The sequence below is a fragment of the Geminisphaera colitermitum TAV2 genome (genome assembly GCF_000171235.2).
GTDB lineage: Bacteria > Verrucomicrobiota > Verrucomicrobiia > Opitutales > Opitutaceae > Geminisphaera > Geminisphaera colitermitum.
Window position 1 is genome coordinate 17524 of the sequence record NZ_ABEA03000149.1, and the last position, 19347, is coordinate 36870.

16 protein-coding genes are annotated in these 19347 nt (G+C 60.7%); 11 read left to right on the forward strand and 5 right to left on the reverse strand.

What is annotated here, in order from left to right:
• Nucleotides 1-35: 35 nt before the first annotated feature.
• On the reverse strand, nt 36-950 hold the full coding sequence (locus tag OBACDRAFT_RS16750; protein ID WP_043587623.1) for a diaminopimelate dehydrogenase: 915 nt from the start codon (nt 948-950) through the stop codon (nt 36-38).
• A 299-nt stretch (nt 951-1249) separates the two neighbouring features.
• Here OBACDRAFT_RS16750 and OBACDRAFT_RS16755 point away from each other — a divergent pair, with 299 nt between their 5' ends.
• Entirely contained in the window at nt 1250-2383 is a 1134-nt protein-coding gene (locus OBACDRAFT_RS16755) for a LacI family DNA-binding transcriptional regulator (RefSeq protein WP_052362169.1), read from the forward strand.
• Nucleotides 2384-2393: 10 nt separating this feature from the next.
• Here the strand turns inward: OBACDRAFT_RS16755 and OBACDRAFT_RS16760 are convergent, their stop codons facing one another.
• Nucleotides 2394-2948: a Uma2 family endonuclease gene (locus OBACDRAFT_RS16760; protein ID WP_043587625.1), complete on the reverse strand. Its 555-nt coding sequence runs from the start codon at nt 2946-2948 to the stop codon at nt 2394-2396.
• A gap of 326 nt (nt 2949-3274) precedes the next feature.
• Here OBACDRAFT_RS16760 and OBACDRAFT_RS16765 point away from each other — a divergent pair, with 326 nt between their 5' ends.
• The 6 genes from OBACDRAFT_RS16765 to OBACDRAFT_RS16790 all read left to right on the forward strand — a co-directional run bounded on the left by OBACDRAFT_RS16765 (nt 3275) and on the right by OBACDRAFT_RS16790 (nt 10032).
• Nucleotides 3275-4174, forward strand: coding sequence for a hypothetical protein (locus tag OBACDRAFT_RS16765; protein WP_043587627.1), 900 nt, complete (start codon nt 3275-3277; stop codon nt 4172-4174).
• A 41-nt stretch (nt 4175-4215) separates the two neighbouring features.
• Nucleotides 4216-4944, forward strand: coding sequence for a type II secretion system protein (locus OBACDRAFT_RS16770; protein ID WP_043587629.1), 729 nt, complete (start codon nt 4216-4218; stop codon nt 4942-4944).
• A complete protein-coding gene (locus OBACDRAFT_RS16775; RefSeq protein ID WP_232767287.1) occupies nt 4941-6797 on the forward strand; it encodes a right-handed parallel beta-helix repeat-containing protein in 1857 nt (618 codons plus the stop codon). Before OBACDRAFT_RS16770 ends, OBACDRAFT_RS16775 begins: the two co-directional genes overlap by 4 nt.
• Nucleotides 6798-7008: 211 nt before the next feature.
• A complete protein-coding gene (locus OBACDRAFT_RS16780) occupies nt 7009-8973 on the forward strand; it encodes a DUF1565 domain-containing protein (protein WP_232767288.1) in 1965 nt (654 codons plus the stop codon).
• Between the two features lie 122 nt (nt 8974-9095).
• A complete protein-coding gene (locus tag OBACDRAFT_RS16785) occupies nt 9096-9455 on the forward strand; it encodes a hypothetical protein (RefSeq protein WP_043587632.1) in 360 nt (119 codons plus the stop codon).
• A complete protein-coding gene (locus tag OBACDRAFT_RS16790; protein WP_052362163.1) occupies nt 9421-10032 on the forward strand; it encodes a DUF6036 family nucleotidyltransferase in 612 nt (203 codons plus the stop codon). Before OBACDRAFT_RS16785 ends, OBACDRAFT_RS16790 begins: the two co-directional genes overlap by 35 nt.
• Before the next feature lie 351 nt (nt 10033-10383).
• Here the strand turns inward: OBACDRAFT_RS16790 and OBACDRAFT_RS16795 are convergent, their stop codons facing one another.
• Both OBACDRAFT_RS16795 and OBACDRAFT_RS16800 read right to left on the reverse strand, forming a co-directional pair.
• Nucleotides 10384-11919, reverse strand: coding sequence for a glycoside hydrolase family 88 protein (locus OBACDRAFT_RS16795; protein WP_043587633.1), 1536 nt, complete (start codon nt 11917-11919; stop codon nt 10384-10386).
• A 36-nt stretch (nt 11920-11955) separates the two neighbouring features.
• The gene (locus OBACDRAFT_RS16800; RefSeq protein ID WP_043587634.1) at nt 11956-13179 is read right to left on the reverse strand and encodes a nucleoside monophosphate kinase; all 1224 of its coding nucleotides are present in this window, start codon (nt 13177-13179) and stop codon (nt 11956-11958) included.
• Nucleotides 13180-13633: 454 nt separating this feature from the next.
• On the opposite strand from OBACDRAFT_RS16800, the gene OBACDRAFT_RS16805 reads away from it, so the two are divergent.
• On the forward strand, nt 13634-14755 hold the full coding sequence (locus OBACDRAFT_RS16805) for an FtsX-like permease family protein (protein WP_043587665.1): 1122 nt from the start codon (nt 13634-13636) through the stop codon (nt 14753-14755).
• Nucleotides 14756-15008: 253 nt separating this feature from the next.
• Nucleotides 15009-15779 (forward strand): ABC transporter ATP-binding protein, encoded by a 771-nt coding sequence (locus OBACDRAFT_RS16810; RefSeq protein ID WP_081722138.1) that lies wholly within the window; start codon nt 15009-15011, stop codon nt 15777-15779.
• A gap of 24 nt (nt 15780-15803) precedes the next feature.
• On the opposite strand, the gene OBACDRAFT_RS16815 is transcribed toward OBACDRAFT_RS16810, so the two are convergent.
• Nucleotides 15804-17276, reverse strand: a complete 1473-nt coding sequence (locus OBACDRAFT_RS16815; RefSeq protein WP_043587635.1) for a phytoene desaturase family protein — start codon at nt 17274-17276, stop codon at nt 15804-15806.
• Nucleotides 17277-17524: 248 nt separating this feature from the next.
• Here OBACDRAFT_RS16815 and OBACDRAFT_RS16825 point away from each other — a divergent pair, with 248 nt between their 5' ends.
• Nucleotides 17525-17725: a hypothetical protein gene (locus OBACDRAFT_RS16825; RefSeq protein WP_052362164.1), complete on the forward strand. Its 201-nt coding sequence runs from the start codon at nt 17525-17527 to the stop codon at nt 17723-17725.
• 115 nt (nt 17726-17840) lie between these two features.
• On the forward strand, nt 17841-19250 hold the full coding sequence (locus OBACDRAFT_RS16830; RefSeq protein ID WP_043587638.1) for an FAD-dependent oxidoreductase: 1410 nt from the start codon (nt 17841-17843) through the stop codon (nt 19248-19250).
• The last annotated feature ends 97 nt before the right edge of the window (nt 19251-19347 follow it).

Here is a 19347-nt window from a genome sequence, read left to right on the forward strand (position 1 = left end):
TGAGTGGTGAGAAAACAAAGGTGCCGCGCCCTTCCCTACACCAACGTCTTGACCAACTCCTCGCGTTCGCCGGGCAGCAAATCCATCGGCGCGATTTCCGGCATTGTGTAGGCTCCGGGCCTCAGACGACGCGCAGCGGCGCGGCCACACGCCACCATGATCTGCGACGTGAGCGCCGGGTTGTTGATCGTCATGCGAAACTCGAAAAGCTGGTTGTGCGTGCGTCCGCTCACGCCCTTGCGCTCCATGCGCACGCCGTGCCCCACATCCTTGAGCGCGTCGATCGACGGCACGGCAAACACGCGCGTGTCGTCGTTTTTAAAATACTCGTCCTCCTTGATCGCGCGCTCCACGGCGGCGAACTCCGCCCCTGTATCCAATTCCACATACACCATGCGCCGGTGCACGCCCGTGCCGGTCGGGATCGTCATCGAAAGCGCATCGCGCACGCCAGGCTTGGACTTCGCGCAAACCGAGTGCCCCATGCTCATGCCGGGGCCAAAATTCGTGTAAGTGAGCCCGCGCGGCGCCATCGCCAGCAGCAGCGAACGCAGCACGGAATCGCTGCCCGGATCCCAGCCCGCCGACACCACCGCCACGCTTCCATGCGCCTTGCCCAACGCATCGAGCGACTGGCGCAAGTCCCACAATTTCTGTCCATGAATGTCGAAGCTATCCACGGTGTGGATACCACGTTTCAGGTAGAGCGGAGCCGTCTCCGGAATGCTGCGCGTGGGACCGCACAGCAGCGCCACGTCCACCTTGCCGAGCGCCGCCACGTCATCGCTCACCGTGACGCCTGCCAGTTCCGGCGGCAAAGCCTGTCCGGCTGCCGACGCCTTGCGCCGCACGACGCCCGCCAGCTCCATGTCCGGAGCCTCCTGCACGGCTTCGACGGCGAAACGCCCGATGTTTCCATAACCAACCACTGCGATGCGGATTTTGCTCATAGGTAAAAGGGGATGGCATGTAGCACATTCTCCCCCGTCACGGGAACGCCAATGTGATGTCAGATATGGAGTGCGGCGATTCATCGCCGCTTTGACGGCCGTTTTAACGGCCCGCCCCTCCCTGCCGCAGAGCGACACGATAAATCGTGCCGCCCAAAGCGGTGATGAATCACCGCACTCCAAAAAACACGACTCCGCCTCGTCAGTCACAGGCATCGGTTTGAGCCGCCCCCCCCCCCCCCCCCCCCGCGCACATTCGATGTTGGACGTCGGGTGTTCGATGTTGGATGTATTACGACATGTCCGCCGCCGCCACACCCGCCGCCGCAGTCACCACACCGGCCATCCGCCTCAAGGACGTCGCCGCTGCCGGCGGCGTATCGGTGCAAACCGTGTCCCTTGCCCTGCGCAACCACACCAGCATCCCGCCCGGAACCCGCGCCCGTATCCAAAAACTGGCGGCAAAACTCGGCTACCGGCCCGACCCCAACATCAGCCAGCTCATGGAACGCGTGCGCGGCAAAAAGCCCTCCGCTATCGGCACCGTCCTCGCCTACCTCACCGCCCACCGCGAACGCCTTGCCTGGAAACGCGAGCCTACCCAGCGCGATTACCACGACGGCGCCTTCCGCCGCGCCACCGAACTCGGTTACCAGCTTGAGGAATTTTGGCTGCGCGCCCCCGACATGACCGAGGAACGCCTATCGCGCATCCTTCGCAATCGCGGCATCGAAGGCGCAATCATCGCTCCGCTGCAAAACCCCGGACACCTCTTCCAGAAATTCCAGTGGAAACACTTTTCCGTTGTAGAACTCGGCTACTCGCTCCTCAGCCCCGTGCTGCACCGCTGTTGCAACCAGCAATTTCAGTCCATGACGCTCCTCCTTCGCCGCCTCCGTGAAGCCGGTTACCAGCGCATGGGACTCGCCATGGCCCCCGGTCAGGATGAACGCGTCAACCACCACTGGCGCGCCGCCTACCTCACCAGCCAGAGCCTCATGGGACTCGCGACCGACTCCGCCGCACCCGCGCCTGACAGTGCCGCCGTTCCGATGTTTTTCGGCAACGACGCCACCTGGACACGTCCCGCCTTTGCCACCTGGCTGCGCACCCACGAACCCGACGTCATTGTCACGGTTGGCACCGACATTCAACGCTGGCTCACCGAACTCGGACTACGCACGCCGACCGACGTCGCCCTTGCCAACGTCGATCTCAACGAGACGATGCCCGGCATCACCGGCATCAATCAAAACGCCCTGCAAGTTGGAGCCGCCTCTGTTGACCTGCTTCTCTCGCAAATGCGCACCGGCGAACGCGGCCTCCCCGGCATCCCCCGCACGCTCATGGTTGACGGCGATTTCGTGCAAGGCACGACCACCCGGCCCGCTCCGGCAAAACGCACCCGCGCCCGCACACGCACCGCCACCTGAATCCGGCAAATCACTCCACAAACACACGTTCCAGACGGAGCGCAAAACCGGGCAAAATCGACGTCGTCAGCGTGCCGTTTTTTGGAAGCGTGAAAGCCGGAGTCTGCGAGTTTTCCGCCAGATGCCACACACTCACCTGATGCGTGGCGGGATCCACGACCCAGTATTCAAGAACTCCAGTGCGCGCATAGATCTCCTTTTTCAGTCCGAGATCAAGATGTGCCGTGCGCGGCGAAAGAACTTCCACCACGATATCGGGCGGCCCGCTCGCCCCCTCGTCAGTAAGAAATGGATACCGCTCTTGTGAAAAAAAACACACGTCGGGCTGATAAACATTGAGATCCGTCAAGAAGACATCGAACGGTGCGATGTAGGCCTTCCCGGCAGGGTTATTATCGAGATAGAATTTAAGGGCATAATAAATCTCTCCTGCCACGGTTTGATGGAAGCGATTGGGTGCCGGTGCCATGAAAAGGTCTCCTTCAACGAGTTGATATTGCGGTCCGACATCGGGAAGACCCCGGTAATCGTGAACGGTAAGCGGGCGATGAGTGACCAGTTGCATGACTCCGCAAGATGTCGCCATTCCTGCGTGCGTCAACCTCACCCAACCAAACGTGACTCAATCGGGAAAAAGGCGCATCTCCTCCCCCCCCCCCTCCGTGAAAGGACGAAACCATTCCCAACAAGCATCAAATCAGCCCCCAGATTCATCGACAGTTCTTGCCCTTCCCTTCTTTCAAAATCTCGAACCGGGAACTCACTTTATCATAAAACCCCGAAAGACTGGAAACTCTCCAATGGCGATGCCATCGTGCCCGCCGTTGCTCGTTTAGCACACCCATTCACCCGCCTGTTTTTGCTATCAATCCAACCATCATGTCCTCTCTTATGAAAACCCAATCCATCCTTCGTTTATCCGCGTCCCTCCTCGCCGCGTCCCTTCTCGCTACGATCTCCGCGCCAGTCACCAAAGCAGCACAGGTCTTTGGAACCGATTTCTCCACCGCCGACGGCTATTCCTCCGGTGCGCTAGATGGGCAGTCCGGCTGGTCCGTCACCCTCGGAGGTTCCCCCACGCGAAACTCCTTTTTTATCGCCGAATCCAGCACAGCAGTCCCCCAAACACCCGCTGGATTAGCCGTGCATCCCGCTTCTCCAAGTGGCAGCGCCAACCTCCTCTGGATTGGACCCAGAACGGCGAACGCTACCAGCAGCTACCAGAACTCCGCTGTCCTCAAATTTGCTGAATCTCCCAACCTTCTAACGGAAACCTTTTCCGTCTCACTCGATCTTTACGTCGGCCCACAATACAACGGCGACTCGGGAGCCGTCTTCAATTTCGGGGTAGCGCAAAGCAGCACTTCAAGCAAAGCGCCTCTCTTTCGCCTGCACAGCGGGGGAAGCGCTGGAACCAATGTAAGTCTCCGGATACGAGATGACGGCACAGATCTGACCGGTTTGGCTTCCCTTGCCCAAGAAGCGTGGTATCGCTTCGAGCTTATCGTCATTCCCGGAACAACTGCTGGCTCAGGAACTTACGGACTTTCCGTTTCCACACTCGATTCTTCCGGTAGCGTCACAAACACGGTATTTTCAGGTTCCGGTTACGCTTACAGTGGTGTGAGCAACGGCTTCGGTGCCATAAGAATTGGCTCCGTCAGCCAACGATCCGATTTCTGGATCGACAGCATTACCGTTGCCACGACTGCCGTCCCTGAACCTGCCGCCGTCGCCGCTGTATTTGGAACTCTGATACTCCTCGTCGCTCTCCGCATGCGACGCCGCTGACACCCCAGTCCACCCCGCTTCCCCCTCCCCCCACACACGCCATGAAGACCCGCGCGTTCACCCTGATCGAACTTCTCACCGTGATTGCCATCATTGGCGTTCTCGCGGCCATCATTATCCCCACGATTGCAAGCGTGCGCAACACGGCACGAAACGTCCAATGCATCAGCAACCTCCGGCAGATTGCCCAAGGTGCTCAACTCTGGGTTGCCGACAACCGCGGACGCATGCCCGACGCCAAAATCTGGGGAGCCGCTGACAACTCTAACCCCTACAGCATCCGTCCCTACCTCGCCGTCACCGGAGCCAAAACCGCCACGACCGTTTTCACCTGTCCCGAATCCTTCCGGCTCCATCCCGATCCCTACAACGGCCTCACAGAAAACCTCCGCACCTACAGCATTAACGAATACGCCTGCGGCAGCCTCAACGAAAACAACAATCATTCCGACCTTGCCGGAAACGCCAAGCTTATCAACCAAGTCCGCAATCCCAGCAAAACCAGCCTCTTCATGGACGGAAACCTCGAGACCGAGGGTGGCCAAGTGTACACCTACCTCCATGTAGACCGAGCCCGCTCCATCTGGCAGGATGAAAACGGCAAACGCTTGGGCCTCCTCGCCGTTCACAAAGGCAAACTCAACGTCGCCTTCATCGACGGACACGTTGAAAACCGTCACCTCTCCACCATCCCGACGAGAGACAACGCTGAAGGTTCCTACGACTACAACAAAGCCAAAAAACATCCCTTCTGGGGAACCAATCAATGACGCCCCCCCCCCCCTTCAGTCTGCTGCTGGCGAGCCTCTGTATTTGTTTATCGACTACACATACCACCTCCGCCCACCCCCTGCACGTTGACGCCGCCAACGGCAACGACCGCCGCGACGGCCTCACCCCCGCCACCGCCTTCCGAACAATCCAACACGCCGCCGACCTCGTTCAACCCGGCGACGAAATCATCATTCACCCCGGCATCTATTTTGAACACGTAACCCTCGCCGAAACCAAACGCGGCACCCCCGACGCCCCCATCACCCTCCGCGCCGACAGCATTGCGAAAAATCGCGTCATTCTCAGCGGAGCCAACCCCGCCATCCGCACTGGAAAAATCCGCTGGCAACTCGTCGATCCCGACACCCAACTTTACGCCGTCCCCTACGCCGGTCCCAATCCGGCCCGCGTCACTTACGATCACGTTGACCTTTTCCCCTACGCCGACCGCGACGCACTCAACACCTTCACCCTCCGCCTCTCCGACGCCACCGACACCGCCGCAGCAAGCACCGCGCCCGGCCCCCGCCACGGATTTTATTACGAGGAGACCGGATCGACACCAAAACTCTATCTCCGCCTGCATCCATCCGGCCAATACGGCTCCACCGACCCCAACCAGCACACCATCGCTGTATCGCCCCGACGAATACGCGGCACCGGAATCAACATCGCCGCCAAAGGCCCCGCGCACATCATCATCGAAGGCATCACCTTTGAAACCCCCGGCGACACTGCCATCGCCACCACCGCCAGCAACATCACCATCCGCGACAACTGGTTTTTCGGCGCCCCCTACGCCGTCCGTGGCAACAACCGCGGCGAAGCCCGTAAACCCGACGCCGCCCCGCACGCCACCGCCTCCGACATCATCATCGAACACTGCGAATACACCGAACTCTCCTCTTGGAACGACGCCTCTGAACTCCTCCGCGAACTCAAACTCCAACCCGGTCAACGCGCCACCTGGCCCACCATTTGGCACCGCAAAACCACCGGACGTTACGGCCTCCCCAAAAACACCAAAAACTACGAAAACGGCATCGCCGTTCGCATCGGACGCGGCTGGACCCTCCGCAACAATTACATCCACAACACCTTTGAAGGCCTGGCCAACGACGGCATGGGCAACGCCGTTGATGTCAGCATCCACGACAACCTTTTCGCCCGCATCTGCGACAACGCCATCGAAACCGAAAATCACTCCCGCAACGTCCGCATTTACCGCAACCACTTCCTCGACGTTCTCGAACCCTTTTCCTACCAACCCGGCGGCGGACTCCCCTGGCCCGGCCCAATTTATTTTTACCAAAACATCATTGAAAACACGCCCGAAGCGGCCCGCCTCTGGCAAGCCTCTCTGAATGGTGGACGCGGTGTATTCAAAATCGGGATATCGCTCAAAAACTGGAATAACGGACGCAATGCCGACGTTCCCAAATCCCCGCTCATTGCGCCGCCACCCGGCCTCTTCTTTTTCAACAACACGATCAACTTCCCCGGCGGACGCCTTTTCACCCTCATGGGCAGTCGCAACGTCCCCATCCAGAATGTTCACTTCGTCCGCAACATCATCGCCACCGATTTTGTTCTCTCCACCGACCCCGCCACCGACCTGATCCCCGGTTTCTTTGATTTCCAACAAAACAAAGTGTCCCCCGCCACCTCCGGCCAGCCCGGCCCCGGCCCGCTTGTCGCCGGCCCTGCCACTCCCGCCGATGCGAATGCAGAAAACCCGCTCGCCAAACTCCCTGCCGACCTCTCCCCCCCCCCCCTCCCCGACATCGGTGCCCTGCAACCCGGCGACACATGGTTCCCTCCGCGTGTCGGCCCGCGCGAGACCCCATGACCGCCCTCCCCAAGGCGCTCCCCCAAACGCATCATTGCCGATTGTGGCGCGGGCGTCCCGCCCGCTGTAGGGGCGTCGCTTGCGACGCCCGCGCCAGCCGGACAGACCTATCGAATACCAGAAGAGCACTCGCAGGCCAAAACGCAGTCGCGGGCTTCGCAAGCGAAGCCCCTACAACAGAGTGCCGCGGGCGTCCCGCCCGCAACGTGTCATGGACATCGTTGCCGTCCATGATTCCCCAACAATACTTGCCGATCCTACGTTCAGCAGCACCGCACCTTTCGCATTTCACCCGACATCCTCAATGTACCGCATCCTCATCACCGCGCTCCTGATCCTCGCCCCCCTCGCGCACGCCGCCAGCATCTGGCACGTCAACGCCGCCACCGGCAACGACACAGCAGAAGGCCATTCCACCGACGCCCCCCTCCGCACCATTCAAGCCGCCGTCGCCCGCGTCCAACCCGGCGACACCGTGCTCGTTGCCCCCGGCATCTACTACGAACACGTCACCATCCCCGCCACCATCCGAGGCACCACCGACGCTCCAATCACGTTTCGAGCAGCCACACCCGACACCTCGAAACACATACCACACGCCACCCTCATCACAGGAGCCGATCAACGTATCCGGAAAAACAACACAACATGGGAACTCGTTGACCCTGACACCCACCTCTATCGCACAAGCCTCCCCCCCCCCCCCCCCCCCGTCATCGGCGGCTGGCCTGCTCGCGTCCTCTACGACAACACCGACCTTTATCCCTACGCTACACTCGAAGCCCTAAAAACATTTCAAAACAAAGACGCCCCCGGCCCCCTTCACGGATACTTTTACGACGAAGCCACCAAACACCTTTATCTCCGTCTTCACCTGCGTCATGCCAAAGGCGACCTCAACCCCGCGCACCACACCATCGCCGTCGCCCCGCCAACGGGAGGCGGCTTTGAAGGAACGCTCATCAACCCAAACCAACCCGCGCACTACAACATCGGCATCCTCGGCGAAAACCTCGCGCACATCCGCATCGAAGGCTTCACATTCGAAACGCCCGGCGTTGCTGGCATCTACACTGAAGCCTCCGATGTCACCATCACCGACAACTGGTTTTACGGCTGCCGCACCGCCGTCTCTGGCAACTATCAGGAAACCCTCATCGATCCGGCCAAAGGTTACGCCTTCAAAAACCTCCGCCACGACCCCGCCACACTCGATCACGTTGCTGCGCGCATCGTCATGCGCCGCTGTTTTTTCACCCAGTATCCAACATTTGAGGACATTGCCGACTGCATCGCCCGCCTCCCCGCAAACATCCCCTCTGGACGAGCCGGACGTGCTGTGCGTTACGGTGCCATGTGGCACCGCAAAAGCGTCAGCAGCGGACTCCCCTCCGAACACTTCAAATACGAAATCGGCATCGCCTGCCGCATCGGACGCGACTGGACCATTGAGGACAGCGTGATCGTCAGCGCCTTCGAAGGCCTATCCTGCCACGCCGTGGCCGGCAGTGAAAACCTTACCGTGCGCCGCAACCTCTTTGCCCGCATCGCCGACAACGCCGTGGAAACCGAAGACTGGGCGCGCGGCATGACTGTCACCGAAAACCTGATACTCGACACCCTTGAACCCATTTCCTGGCAACCCCTGCGCGGCCTCCCCTGGCCGACCGACATCGTCATCACCCGCAACACCATCGCCAACACTCCCGCCCACACCGATTACTGGAAACCGGTGCTGCCTGGACGCGGCGTATTCAAAATCGGTGCCGCGCTCTCCAACTGGAGTATGATAGCGAACATGGCCGGAGTACCCAAGACCCCGCTCACGCTCGGTGGACGCGGCATCGAAATCAGCCACAACCTCGTTTATTTCCCCGGAGGACGCCTCTTCACCTTGATTGGCGATCGTAACGTATCCATTCCTGAGATACGCTTGCACGACAACCTCCTCGCCACCGATTATTTTATGGATGCCACTGGCGGCTCCAAAAACGAACTGAACCCCGGCCATTTCACGCTCGCCCGCAATGTTGTCATGCCTGCCCGCGCCGGTGTTCCCGGTCCAGGCAAAATCGCTGCCGGTCAGGACGGCCAACAACTCCCTGACTTGGACAGCCTTTCCCGTTTCGATTTCGCCAACGGCGACCTGACAAAAATCCCCTGGCCTCCGCGCTGAGTCGCAATCCGTTTGATATTACCATCCTGATCGTTGACGACACGCGTCTCCCTCATCTGACTATTGTGAACGGACAACACGCCATCTCCCGCCATCCTCCACCTGCCTCCCGCCGACAGCCCATGAATCGCCACACCGAAGCCCGACTGCTCGAATTCTGTGCCAGCCAGCACCGTCGGTTTTCCGCGCAAGCGTGGGTCGCCTTTCCCGAAAAAAACGGCTGCTTCTTGCCACCGACTCCCTCAACACATCCCCCCCCCCCCCCCGCAAACCTAGGCGGTGGCGCTGCATTTCTGGCCAACACCGGCTGGTTCGGACACCGGCAGGAATTGCTCGCCATCGCTGAAACCCTCTCGCCCGGGTCCACCGGGAAATTCACAAACCTCGCTGCCGCCACCCGGTTCGATTGTCCCCGCTTCTCCGGGATGCTCCGCGCCTGCCTCGCTCATGACGCCCAATCCCCCCAGCCAAGCCTTCCCTGAACTCACAGCCGCACTCTCCCGCATCCTTGACCGGCTCGATGCCTCCCTGCGCGAAAGCGGATACGATGGCGAACCCGTTGCCATGTATCTGGCCGACGGTCTGGCCGTAAACTATTACTGCGGTTCGCGCTACACCGGGGACATTGATGCCTCGTTTTCCCATCGTTTCCTCCTGCCCGCGGATGGACTCATCACCGACTACGCTCTCGCCGATGGTGAGAAACGTTTTTTGTATTTTGATTACAATTACACCGACGTGTTCGCGCTCATGCACGAATGCCACCAGGAGGATTCGATTGAGTGGGCCGGCATCGGCAACGAGCGGCGCAAAATCCATCTCCGCGTGCTCGCCCCCTTGGACCTGGCCGTGTCAAAAATCGCCCGTTTTTCCGAACAGGATCGCGCCGACATCCGCGACATTGCCCGTGCCTGCCAACTCCGCCCGGAAGCCTTGCGCCAGCGTGCCGAAGAAGCTCTCGCCGACTTCATCGGCAACAAGCGTCCCGTTCTGACCAACATCGACCTCGCCGTGCGCGACATCACACAGCCCATAAGGACGGCGCCAACGCCACAGTAGAGCATTTTCGGTTCAATTTGTCGCAAGATTTAAGAGATCACGCAGAGACACAGAGACGCAGAGAAAACCCATCTTACTAATTATAAATAAATTAGATCAGTTTCATTTAAACTGTAGCCATTTGATACCTGGTAGGGAGGCCTCTCCGAGGCCTCCGCCGTGCGTGGTATGAGAATGCGAAACTCGTAGGTGATTGGAGCGTGGTTTCGGAGGCCTCGGAGAGGCCTCCCTACCGTTAAGACGACGGCTATATCTCAACTTAAAATGCTCTAAAAACATTACATTTCCCTCCCTCTGCGTTCTCCGCGCCTCCGCGTGAGACAAAATAAACCGAAAATGCTCTAAACGGTCTCAATCCTCCCGCACTGCCACGCCGAGTGCCGCCGCGAGCTGGCCCATGAGGCCCATCGCCATCGGCGAAAGAACCCGATATGGAGCGCGTTGCAAGGACTCGCCGCCGCGGTTGCTTTGCGCGGTCCCATCAAGAAAACCATCGGGAGTCAGGTGCGGCAACAATCCCGCCCAACAACGTTCCGCCGCCATCCGTGCGGCGGTCGCCGTCACTCCTGAACCCTCATCCGCTCCGGCAAACAACCCCAATCGCACGCCCAGCGCGAGCGCGGCGGCGATGCCGGCAGAACCGGACGAGTCGTCGGCGGTGTCCTCGCCGCCATCCAAATAACAGCCCCACAAGCCCGTCGCCCGCTGGTATCCAAACGCCCACGACGCGGCGGCGCGGAATTCGTCACGCAAGTCACGCGTATCCACAAGTTGGCTTCCATCCCCGGCAGGCGGGAGCTGTTCGAGCGTGCGCACCAAGCCAAGCAGATACCACGCCACGCCGCGCGCCCACGAACGGAAGGTACGGGTGTCGTTCGGATGATGACGGAGCCAGAGTCCATCTGGACGGCGCAGGCGTTCACGGCGCTGGCGCAGGACGTTGGCCGCGAGATTCGCCAGCGCGACGTCACGACGCTGCGCGGCGATCACCGCCAGCGGATACGCAATCGTGTAGCTCCCCTCCGCCGTGTAGCTCTCCGGCACACAAAAACTGCCGTCCGCATTCAAATGTCCGCGGTAGTAGGCAAGCAGCATGTCGAGCAACGGATGCCCGGGATGCCGCTTCGCCAAAACCGCAAACGGAAGCGTTCCCTCGATGCCGTAGATGCGTCCGTCGCTGGGCTGGCCGCGGGGGTTTTCGTAAACAAGCCGGTTGTCCGGCGTGATAAAGAGGGCGAGGTGCGCGTCGATGGCGTCGCTCCAACGCGTATCCATTTTCCCATTTTTCTCCCCGCTGTCCGCCAGATTGAGAGCGTGCAACGCATCGAGCACGCAACCCTCCATCCACCCGAACGTCTGCACCGAAGCCACGGAGCCAAGCAGCCGGAAAAACGCCGCGGTTTTATTTCCATTCTCATCCGCATTGGTTCCCGCCGCCGGAGCCAAATCAGCCAGCAGGTGCGGCTCCAGTGGTTTTGCGCCATCAGGAAGTCCGGGGGAAAAAATCCAGAGCGGCGTGGTCGCCTGTGTCAGCGTGAGTCGCACGCCTTGCGCAAGCGCGGCGGCGAAAGTGCCCGCGTTGAGCTGGATTTGCCACGGTTCCAGAGAATGCGAGTAGCGCAGGTCAAACTGCCCGATCATCGCCCCGGTGCGCGCGAGGCTGGCGGTGATGATTTTCCGCTCCCGGTCGTCCACCGAAACGCTGATCCGCAGCCATCCGCCGCGCGATGTCGCGGCAGCCACATCCGCATTCGCCCACGTGAGCACTACGCTCCCGCCGGCAAAGGAATCGGACGGCGGCAGCAGTCCGATGGTCGGCCAGCCAAAGGGAGCGCGGAGCGGAGCTTGCGGTGGGATTCCAGCGGTGTTGACGGTGGCGATGAACATTATTTCGGACGGGGGGGGGGGGGGGGGGGGCGGGGATCAGTTGCCCCGCCGGATTTCCGAGCCATGGAAACGGATGTGGGTGCGAAAAACCTTTTTCACCCGGCAGTGAACCTTGCCCGTCGTGAGGTCGATGCGATCCGACATCTCGATACGATGCACATCCACGACGGCGTGGTAGCCGCGCTCGGAAAACACGTCGATCAGCATCGCCATGGCCAGCGGATCATCCAGCAGCAGATCCTCGCTGTTGATGAGGGCCTTGCCGGAAATCGCGTGGCGGATGATGATCGGCATCATCTTTTTTTCGATAAAGGAGATAACCTTGGAGAAAAGCGTCCCGTGATTGAGCGCGTAGTCGTCGAGGCGCTTGACGAGTTCCTGCCGCGCATGGACCACAATCTCATCGGCCACCGGAATGGGGCGCAACTGGTCGCACGTCAGCGGGTCCAGTTCCAGCGAACTCTGATATTGGAGTTCCTTGAGAATCTCCTGATCCACGTCGGCAATCTCGCCGTGGGCGCTGACGCAGTGGTAGTGGAAAATTTCCTTCAGCGACTGGAGCGCCTCCCACGTCTGCTCCTTGAACACGCGATAACGACGTTTTGCCAACTCCACATCGTAGTCGGTGGGACGCTCCTCTTGAAGCTCGCCGATGCCGGTGCGCCGCACCTCCTCGTTGTATTGCTTGATCTCGCGCCCGCGCTGAAGCTGGCGCTCAACCGACGTCTTCTCGTCAACAAACAGCACCATGATCTGGATCGTGGGCTGGCGAAAATGCATCGCGAGCGGAGTGCGGTAAAATTCCTGGCGCAAACCGTGCATTTTCTCGGCCAGCATTTTGAGGCATTCCACCTGCACCTTGGTGCGCGGGAACCCGTCAAGGATGACGCCGTCGCGGTATTCCCGGCGGAGCAGGTGGCGGAACAACAGCCCGATCACTTCGCGGTCGCCCACCATGCCGCCCGAGTCCTTGATTTTCTTGGCCTCGGGCGTGTCGAGCAACGAACTGACGACGAGCGGGGGGCAAGTCAGCCCGCGGGTTTTGAGGATGAAACCGGTATGCGTCCCCTTGCCCGAGCCGGGAGCGCCGCCGAGAAGGATGATTTCCTTGGGGAATCGCAGGTTCTCGCGGCCATACTCCGCCTCCAAATGGCGCCACACATCGTCAAAGATGATTTGCGCGTCCTTGATTTCGAGATCCTTATGAGGGCCGCAGCCCGCCGGTTTGGCGTTTTTGGATTCCGGAGCAGGGTTGTTCATGGATGATTTTGGTGATGAGCTTTTGATCTGAGGGAACGGTAATTTCCGCACGTCCGCCGAGTTGCGCAAAGCGAAAAATAAAGGGAACTTTTTTTCAAAAACACCGTCTCAATCCACATGCTCTTGAAGCCCCGACGGACCGCGAGAACAGAATGATCCAAAAAGGATCGCCAACTCCCGCAATCCGCCAGACATCAAGACATTGTATGTGTTCTTTTGGTTGTAGGTTTCTTAGGATTCCTGGAGGTGCGACCTCCGGGATTGTTAGTTGAAGCTGGACCTGAAGGGGCCGTCCGAGTGGACGACCCCTTCTTGGTTTTCAGGTGGTTCTGTGCGGGCGGGGTCGGCTTTGTGCTGTCGGACACCGCGAAACCGAAAAAAAGCCGTGCAATCCGCGCCCGGGAAAAATCTCATGGCCACGCTCATGCTCCCTCCTGCCACATTGCCCGCCTCCATGTTCCGCCGCATGGTTCTGCGCGCACTCACCAACCGGCTTCGCCGAGTCTCCGTGGTTTTCGCCGCCCTCACCGTGGGCACCGCCATCGTCTGCGCCATGGCGGCCGTTTACTTCGACATCAATGCCAAGATGAGCCGCGAATTGCGCACGTTTGGGGCCAATTTTTACCTGGGCTCCGCGCAGGCCGACACACTCTCCCAAGCCACTTATGCGGACATCCTCCGCGAAGCCCCGCCCGGCCTCATTGTCGCCGCCTGCCCCTATCTCTACGGCACGGCGCGCGCCGAACTCTCGCGCATCGCCATTGTCGGCGCCAGCTTCGAGGCCTTGCGCCCGCTTTCGCCTTACTGGCAGGTCAACGGCTCCTGGATCGGTGTCGATTTCGATGATCGCAACGCGATGATCGGCCAAAAACTCGCCGCCAAACTTGAAGTCCAGCCCGGCCAGAGCGTCACACTCCTGCGCGACGGGGCCACGGAGAAAAAAACCTTCGGCATCAAGGGCGTCGTCGAATCCGGCGATGCCATCGACAACCTGCTCATCGTCAGCCTCGAATCCGCGCAGACCTGGCTTCACCAGCCGGGTCGCATCACGCACGCCCTGCTCCGCCTCGCCACCGACGACCCTGCGCGCGCTGACGCGTGGGCCGCCGATCTCAAGCAACGCCACCCCGAACTCGATGCCCGCCCCATTCGCAAAGTCTCGGCCTCGGAAGGCGGCGTGCTCGAAAAAATCAAGGGCCTCATGGGCCTCGTTTCGCTCGTCATCCTCGTGCTCTCGACCCTCTGCGTGAACACCACGCTCACCGCCATCATCAGCGAACGCACCAAGGAATTTGCCCTGCAAAAAGCCCTCGGGTCGAGCAACCGCGCCATTGTCCGGCAGATCCTCTGCGAGACGGCTGTCATCGTGGCCGCGGCCATCCTCGCCGGTTCCGGCCTTGGCTGGCTGCTGGCGCAAGTGCTGGGCCGCGCCGTCTTCGCCTCCAGCATTGATTTTCGCGCGCCCGTGCTCCCCATCGCCATTACTCTCTCCATTGTCGTCGCCTTCATCGCCGCCATCGTTCCGACACGCCGCGCCATGCAAATCGAGCCCGCCGCCATCCTCAAAGGTGAGTGATTTTTTAACCACTAATGCACACTAATAGACACTAATGCAGCCATATACCTACCTGGTAGGGAGGCCTCTCCGAGGCCTCCGCAACCACGCCCCAAACATCTATGAGTTTCGTATCCACCTTCACACTACGCACAGCGGAGGCCTCGGAGAGGCCTCCCTACCAGGCAGGACATGACTGCATCTCAACTAAAAATGTTCTATGCTCATTAGTGTGCATTAGTGGTTAAAAAATCCGTTCCTGAATCCGCATCCCATGTCCGACAACACCAGCATCGTCCCCCCTCCCCCCCCCCCCCCGGCCACCACGCCGCAGCGCGAAGTCGTGATCGAAACCCGCGCCCTCACCAAACGCTTCGGCACTGTCACCGCGCTCGATCACGTGGACCTCAAAATCCGCCAGGGCGAATTCCTCGCCTTCATGGGCGCGTCCGGCTCGGGCAAGACGACGCTGATGAACATCCTCACCTGCCTCGACACCCCGACCGATGGCCACGTGCTGGTGGATGGCGCCGACCTCGCCACGCTGGACGATGAAGGCCGTCGCGTGTTTCGCGCCGAAAAGATCGGTCTCGTTTTCCAGCAATTCCACCTCATCCCCTACCTCAGCGCCTTGGAAAACCTCATGCTCGCGCAGCACTACCACAGCATGGCGGATGAAGCCGCCGCGCGCGCCGTGCTCGACAAGGTCGGACTCGGCCACCGCGTCACGCACCTCCCGCACCAACTCTCCGGCGGCGAACAACAACGCGTATGCATCGCCCGCGCCCTGGTCAACGAACCGCGTTTCATCTTCGCCGACGAACCAACAGGAAATCTCGACGAGGAAAACGAACGCATCGTGCTCGGACTCCTGCGCGAACTCCACCAGCAAGGCCGCACCATCATCATGGTCACGCACAACCCCGATCTCACCTGTCACGTGGACCGCGTCGTGCGCCTGCACCACGGCAAGATCGTGACTGACGTGGCCACCTGCGCCGCCAACTGCCCGATTCTCCCCGCGCGCACCGGCCCCGCGAAATGACGCCGACGGCGGCGTCCGGCGAAATTACGCGTTCGCCGCCGCCTTCAGTTCGTGCAGGTAGCGGTCGATCTTGTTGGCCGTGATGACGCCGTAGTTGATCGTGCCCAGCCAGCCCGACATGATGATGCCCACGCTGCCCGCGTGGTAGAGACCGGGAAGTTTTTCGCTCAGGCTCATCGACACCGGCAGACCCTCGAACTTGGTGCCGAACGAAGTGCCCTGCGTGTGCGTCGTGTAACGCTCGATCGTGCGCGGAGTGGCCGCCTCGCGCCAGTCGATCTTCTCGCGCACGCCGGGAATGAACCGCTCCAACGACGTGACGGCCTCCTCGATCAAGCGCGTTTTGTGCCGTTCGTAATCCTCCTCGCTCATCTGCTCCCAGTCCGGGTAACGCCCGTTGAGCGAGGCAACCACCGTGTAGCGGTCCGAGCCGGGGCGCGTTTCCGGATAATACACCGAGAACGTGCGGCTCGTCGTGTGCAGGTCGGTGATCTCCCGCGGGCTGTAACGCTCCGCCGCCGACGTGAAGACGAGGTCGCCAATGTGCGGAATTGTCTCCCCTTTTCGGATACCGAGGTAAACCTGGCACGAACTCGTGTTGACGCGCACCGCGCGCGCCTGCTCCACGAAGTCCGCCGGGAAATTTTCCTCACCGGCCAGGCGGAAGATTGTGTTCTTGATGTTGGCGTTGGAGAGCACCGCCTTGGCACGAATCACGCGGCCCGTGCTGGACACGATGCCACACGCGACCTTGCGTTTGCCCCCCCCCCCCCCTGCGTCAGGCATGTCGCGCTCCTCGACGAGAATGCGCTCGACGAGCGCCTTCTTGCGCAGTTCCACGCCGTTCCTGCGCAACTCGTCGCACATTTTCTCGATGAGCAGATCCGAACCGCCGCGAAACGTAAAAACCCCCGCGCCCATGAAGTTGCTGAACACGATGCCAAACGTGATCGCCGGGTCCTCCATCGTGGAGCCGTTGGCGTAGGCGATTGGCTCCATGAGCAGGCGATGCACGTCGTCACGTCCCGGGAAAAACCGTTCGAACATCTGCCCGGTCGTCTCCGGGTTGTTGTCGTAGTAATTCATCTCGCGCAGGTGCTCGTAGAACGCCTCGACTTGGGCGCGATCCACGCGGAACTGCTCCACCAGCACCCGCGTGTAGTCCTCGCGCGTGAACGTCGTCCACACATCCATCTGCGGATTGACGAACCGGATGTCCTTCAGTTGCACGATCGAGTCGGCGATTTCCTTCGTCCAGTAGCGGCGGCAGCTTTTTATCATGCCGCTGGGAAACCCATGCAGCGAGATGTCGAAAATATGTCCGCCCTTGCGCGTAAACCACGTGGCCAGCCCGCCGAACTGGTAATGATGTTCGATGACGAGCACCCGATGCCCTGCCTTGGCGAGGACGTTTGCGCCGGTGAGTCCGCCAAGTCCGCTGCCGATCACGATCACGTCGTATTCATCGGCGACACCTTTTAACCAGTCGTAAGCCATGGTTCGTTAGGAAAAAATTAGAAAAAAATCGGAGGAAAATTGGGAAAACCGCCGAGTGAAAAGCCCGGCCCGGTGAGCGCAAGGGCGGTTTTGCACGAAACCCGCCCGGAGGCGGATAACCGGACCCAGATCAGAGCAAAAATTAATACGTTGCATTCAATCCGGTTTTTTAATGCATCCGCAAAAGAAATGTTCGCCATCATTGATGGAACCGTATTTGAAATGTGTCGTCTTAACCCCTTTCAGCCATGCTTCCCCCACCACGGTTAACCCGAGAGATTCTTGATGAAGATCTGCAAATCATACGTGCGACGCTCGTCGTTCTTCATGACGACCTGCACCGGCTGTCATCCGATGCCGGCGACGCGGTGAAACGCGCGCTCGCCTCCATTGATGAGGCCCGCTCCGCCGTCACTTGCTCGCAAACGGCCGACATCGCAAACGGCTGACACCAGCCGTCCCCCCCCCCCCCCGCCGCCGCCGTTTGTTTTCTCCATGCCTTCGTCGGCATTCTCACGCTGTCTTTGTTTCCCTGAATGACAGGGCTGCCCCACGCTTGGCGGCATGTCTTTCATCAATGAGCCAGCCCGCTCCATTCCCGTCAGCCACGAAGCCGACATCTGCGTCCTCGGGGGCAGTTGCACGGGACTTTTCGCCGCCGTTCGCGCCGCCCGACTGGGTGCGCGCGTCGTCATCGTGGAAAAGGACAACTGCTTCGGTGGCATCGCCACCACCTCCATGGTCAACGTCTGGCACTCGCTCTGGAGCACCGACGGCCAGCGTCAAATCATCGCCGGGCTGACCTCGGAAGTCATTGAGCGCCTTGAACACCGCGGCGCGCTGCGTCGTTACGAAAAGACCAACCCGTCCACCGGCTTCGCCTTCAACTCCGAGGAACTCAAAATCGAACTCGATCAACTCGCGCTCGACTCCTCCCGCCCCTCCCGCCCGACCGGCGGTGCCGCTGGCGGCGGACGACTCGAAATTCTGTTTCACACCGTTTTTGTGGCCCCCTCCGTCAACGACGACGGACGCCTCGAAGCCGTTTTTATCGAAAACAAATCCGGCCGCTCCGCCATCAAGGCCGCACTCTTCATTGATGCCACCGGCGACGGCGACCTCGCCCATCGCCTCGGTTGTCCGTCCTACACCGCCGTCCACACGCAACCCTCCACCGCCTGCGCCCGTTTCAGCGGATGGGAAACCCTCGGCGACTACTCCCATCGCTACGGCGAACTCCTCCGCCAGCACGGTCCCGACTACGGACTCCCCGCCGGCTTCGCCTGGGGCTCCGACACGCCCGCCTCGCGCACCCACATGCTTGCCGCCACGCGTATCCAGAATATCGATCCGGCCAACGCCGCCGACCTCACGCGCGGAGAGATTGAAGGCCGCCGCCAGGTGCGCGCCATCCACGACTTGCTTCGCCGTGCCGTGCCCGGCTCCGATCTTCGCCTTGAGGCGCTCCCCGCCCGGCTCGGCCTGCGCGAATCCCACCACATCCGCTGCGCGTATCAACTCACCGGAGACGACGTGCTCGGCGGCCGTTCCTTCGACGACACCATCGCCCAAGGCAGTTATCGCGTGGACATCCACCACCAGGAAAAACCCGGCATCACCCTGCGTTACCTTGACGGCACCGAGACCTACAACGTCCCCGGCCATCCCCAGGTGCGCGGTCGCTGGCGTCCGGAAAATACGTCCGCCGCCACGCCGGACCCCGTGTATTACCAAATCCCCTACCGCTCGCTTCTGCCCCAGGGAGGCCACGACAACCTGATCGTGGCCGGCCGCATGCTTGACGCCGATCCGGTGGCCAACGGTGCAATCCGCGTAATGGTCAATCTCAACCAGACCGGCGAAGCCGCCGGCGTGGCCGCAGTGCTGGCACTGCGCGACGGAACCGGTTTCCCGCAAGTTGATCCCGTCCGCCTTCGCGCCGCGCTCCGCGATGGCGGCTCGACGCTGGAATAAACCTAAGGGAGGTTCTAAAAATTCATTTTTGCACAGAAGATAACCAAGGAAACGAAGATGAAAACAGGGAGCATAATTTGTTCTAAATTATTTATTT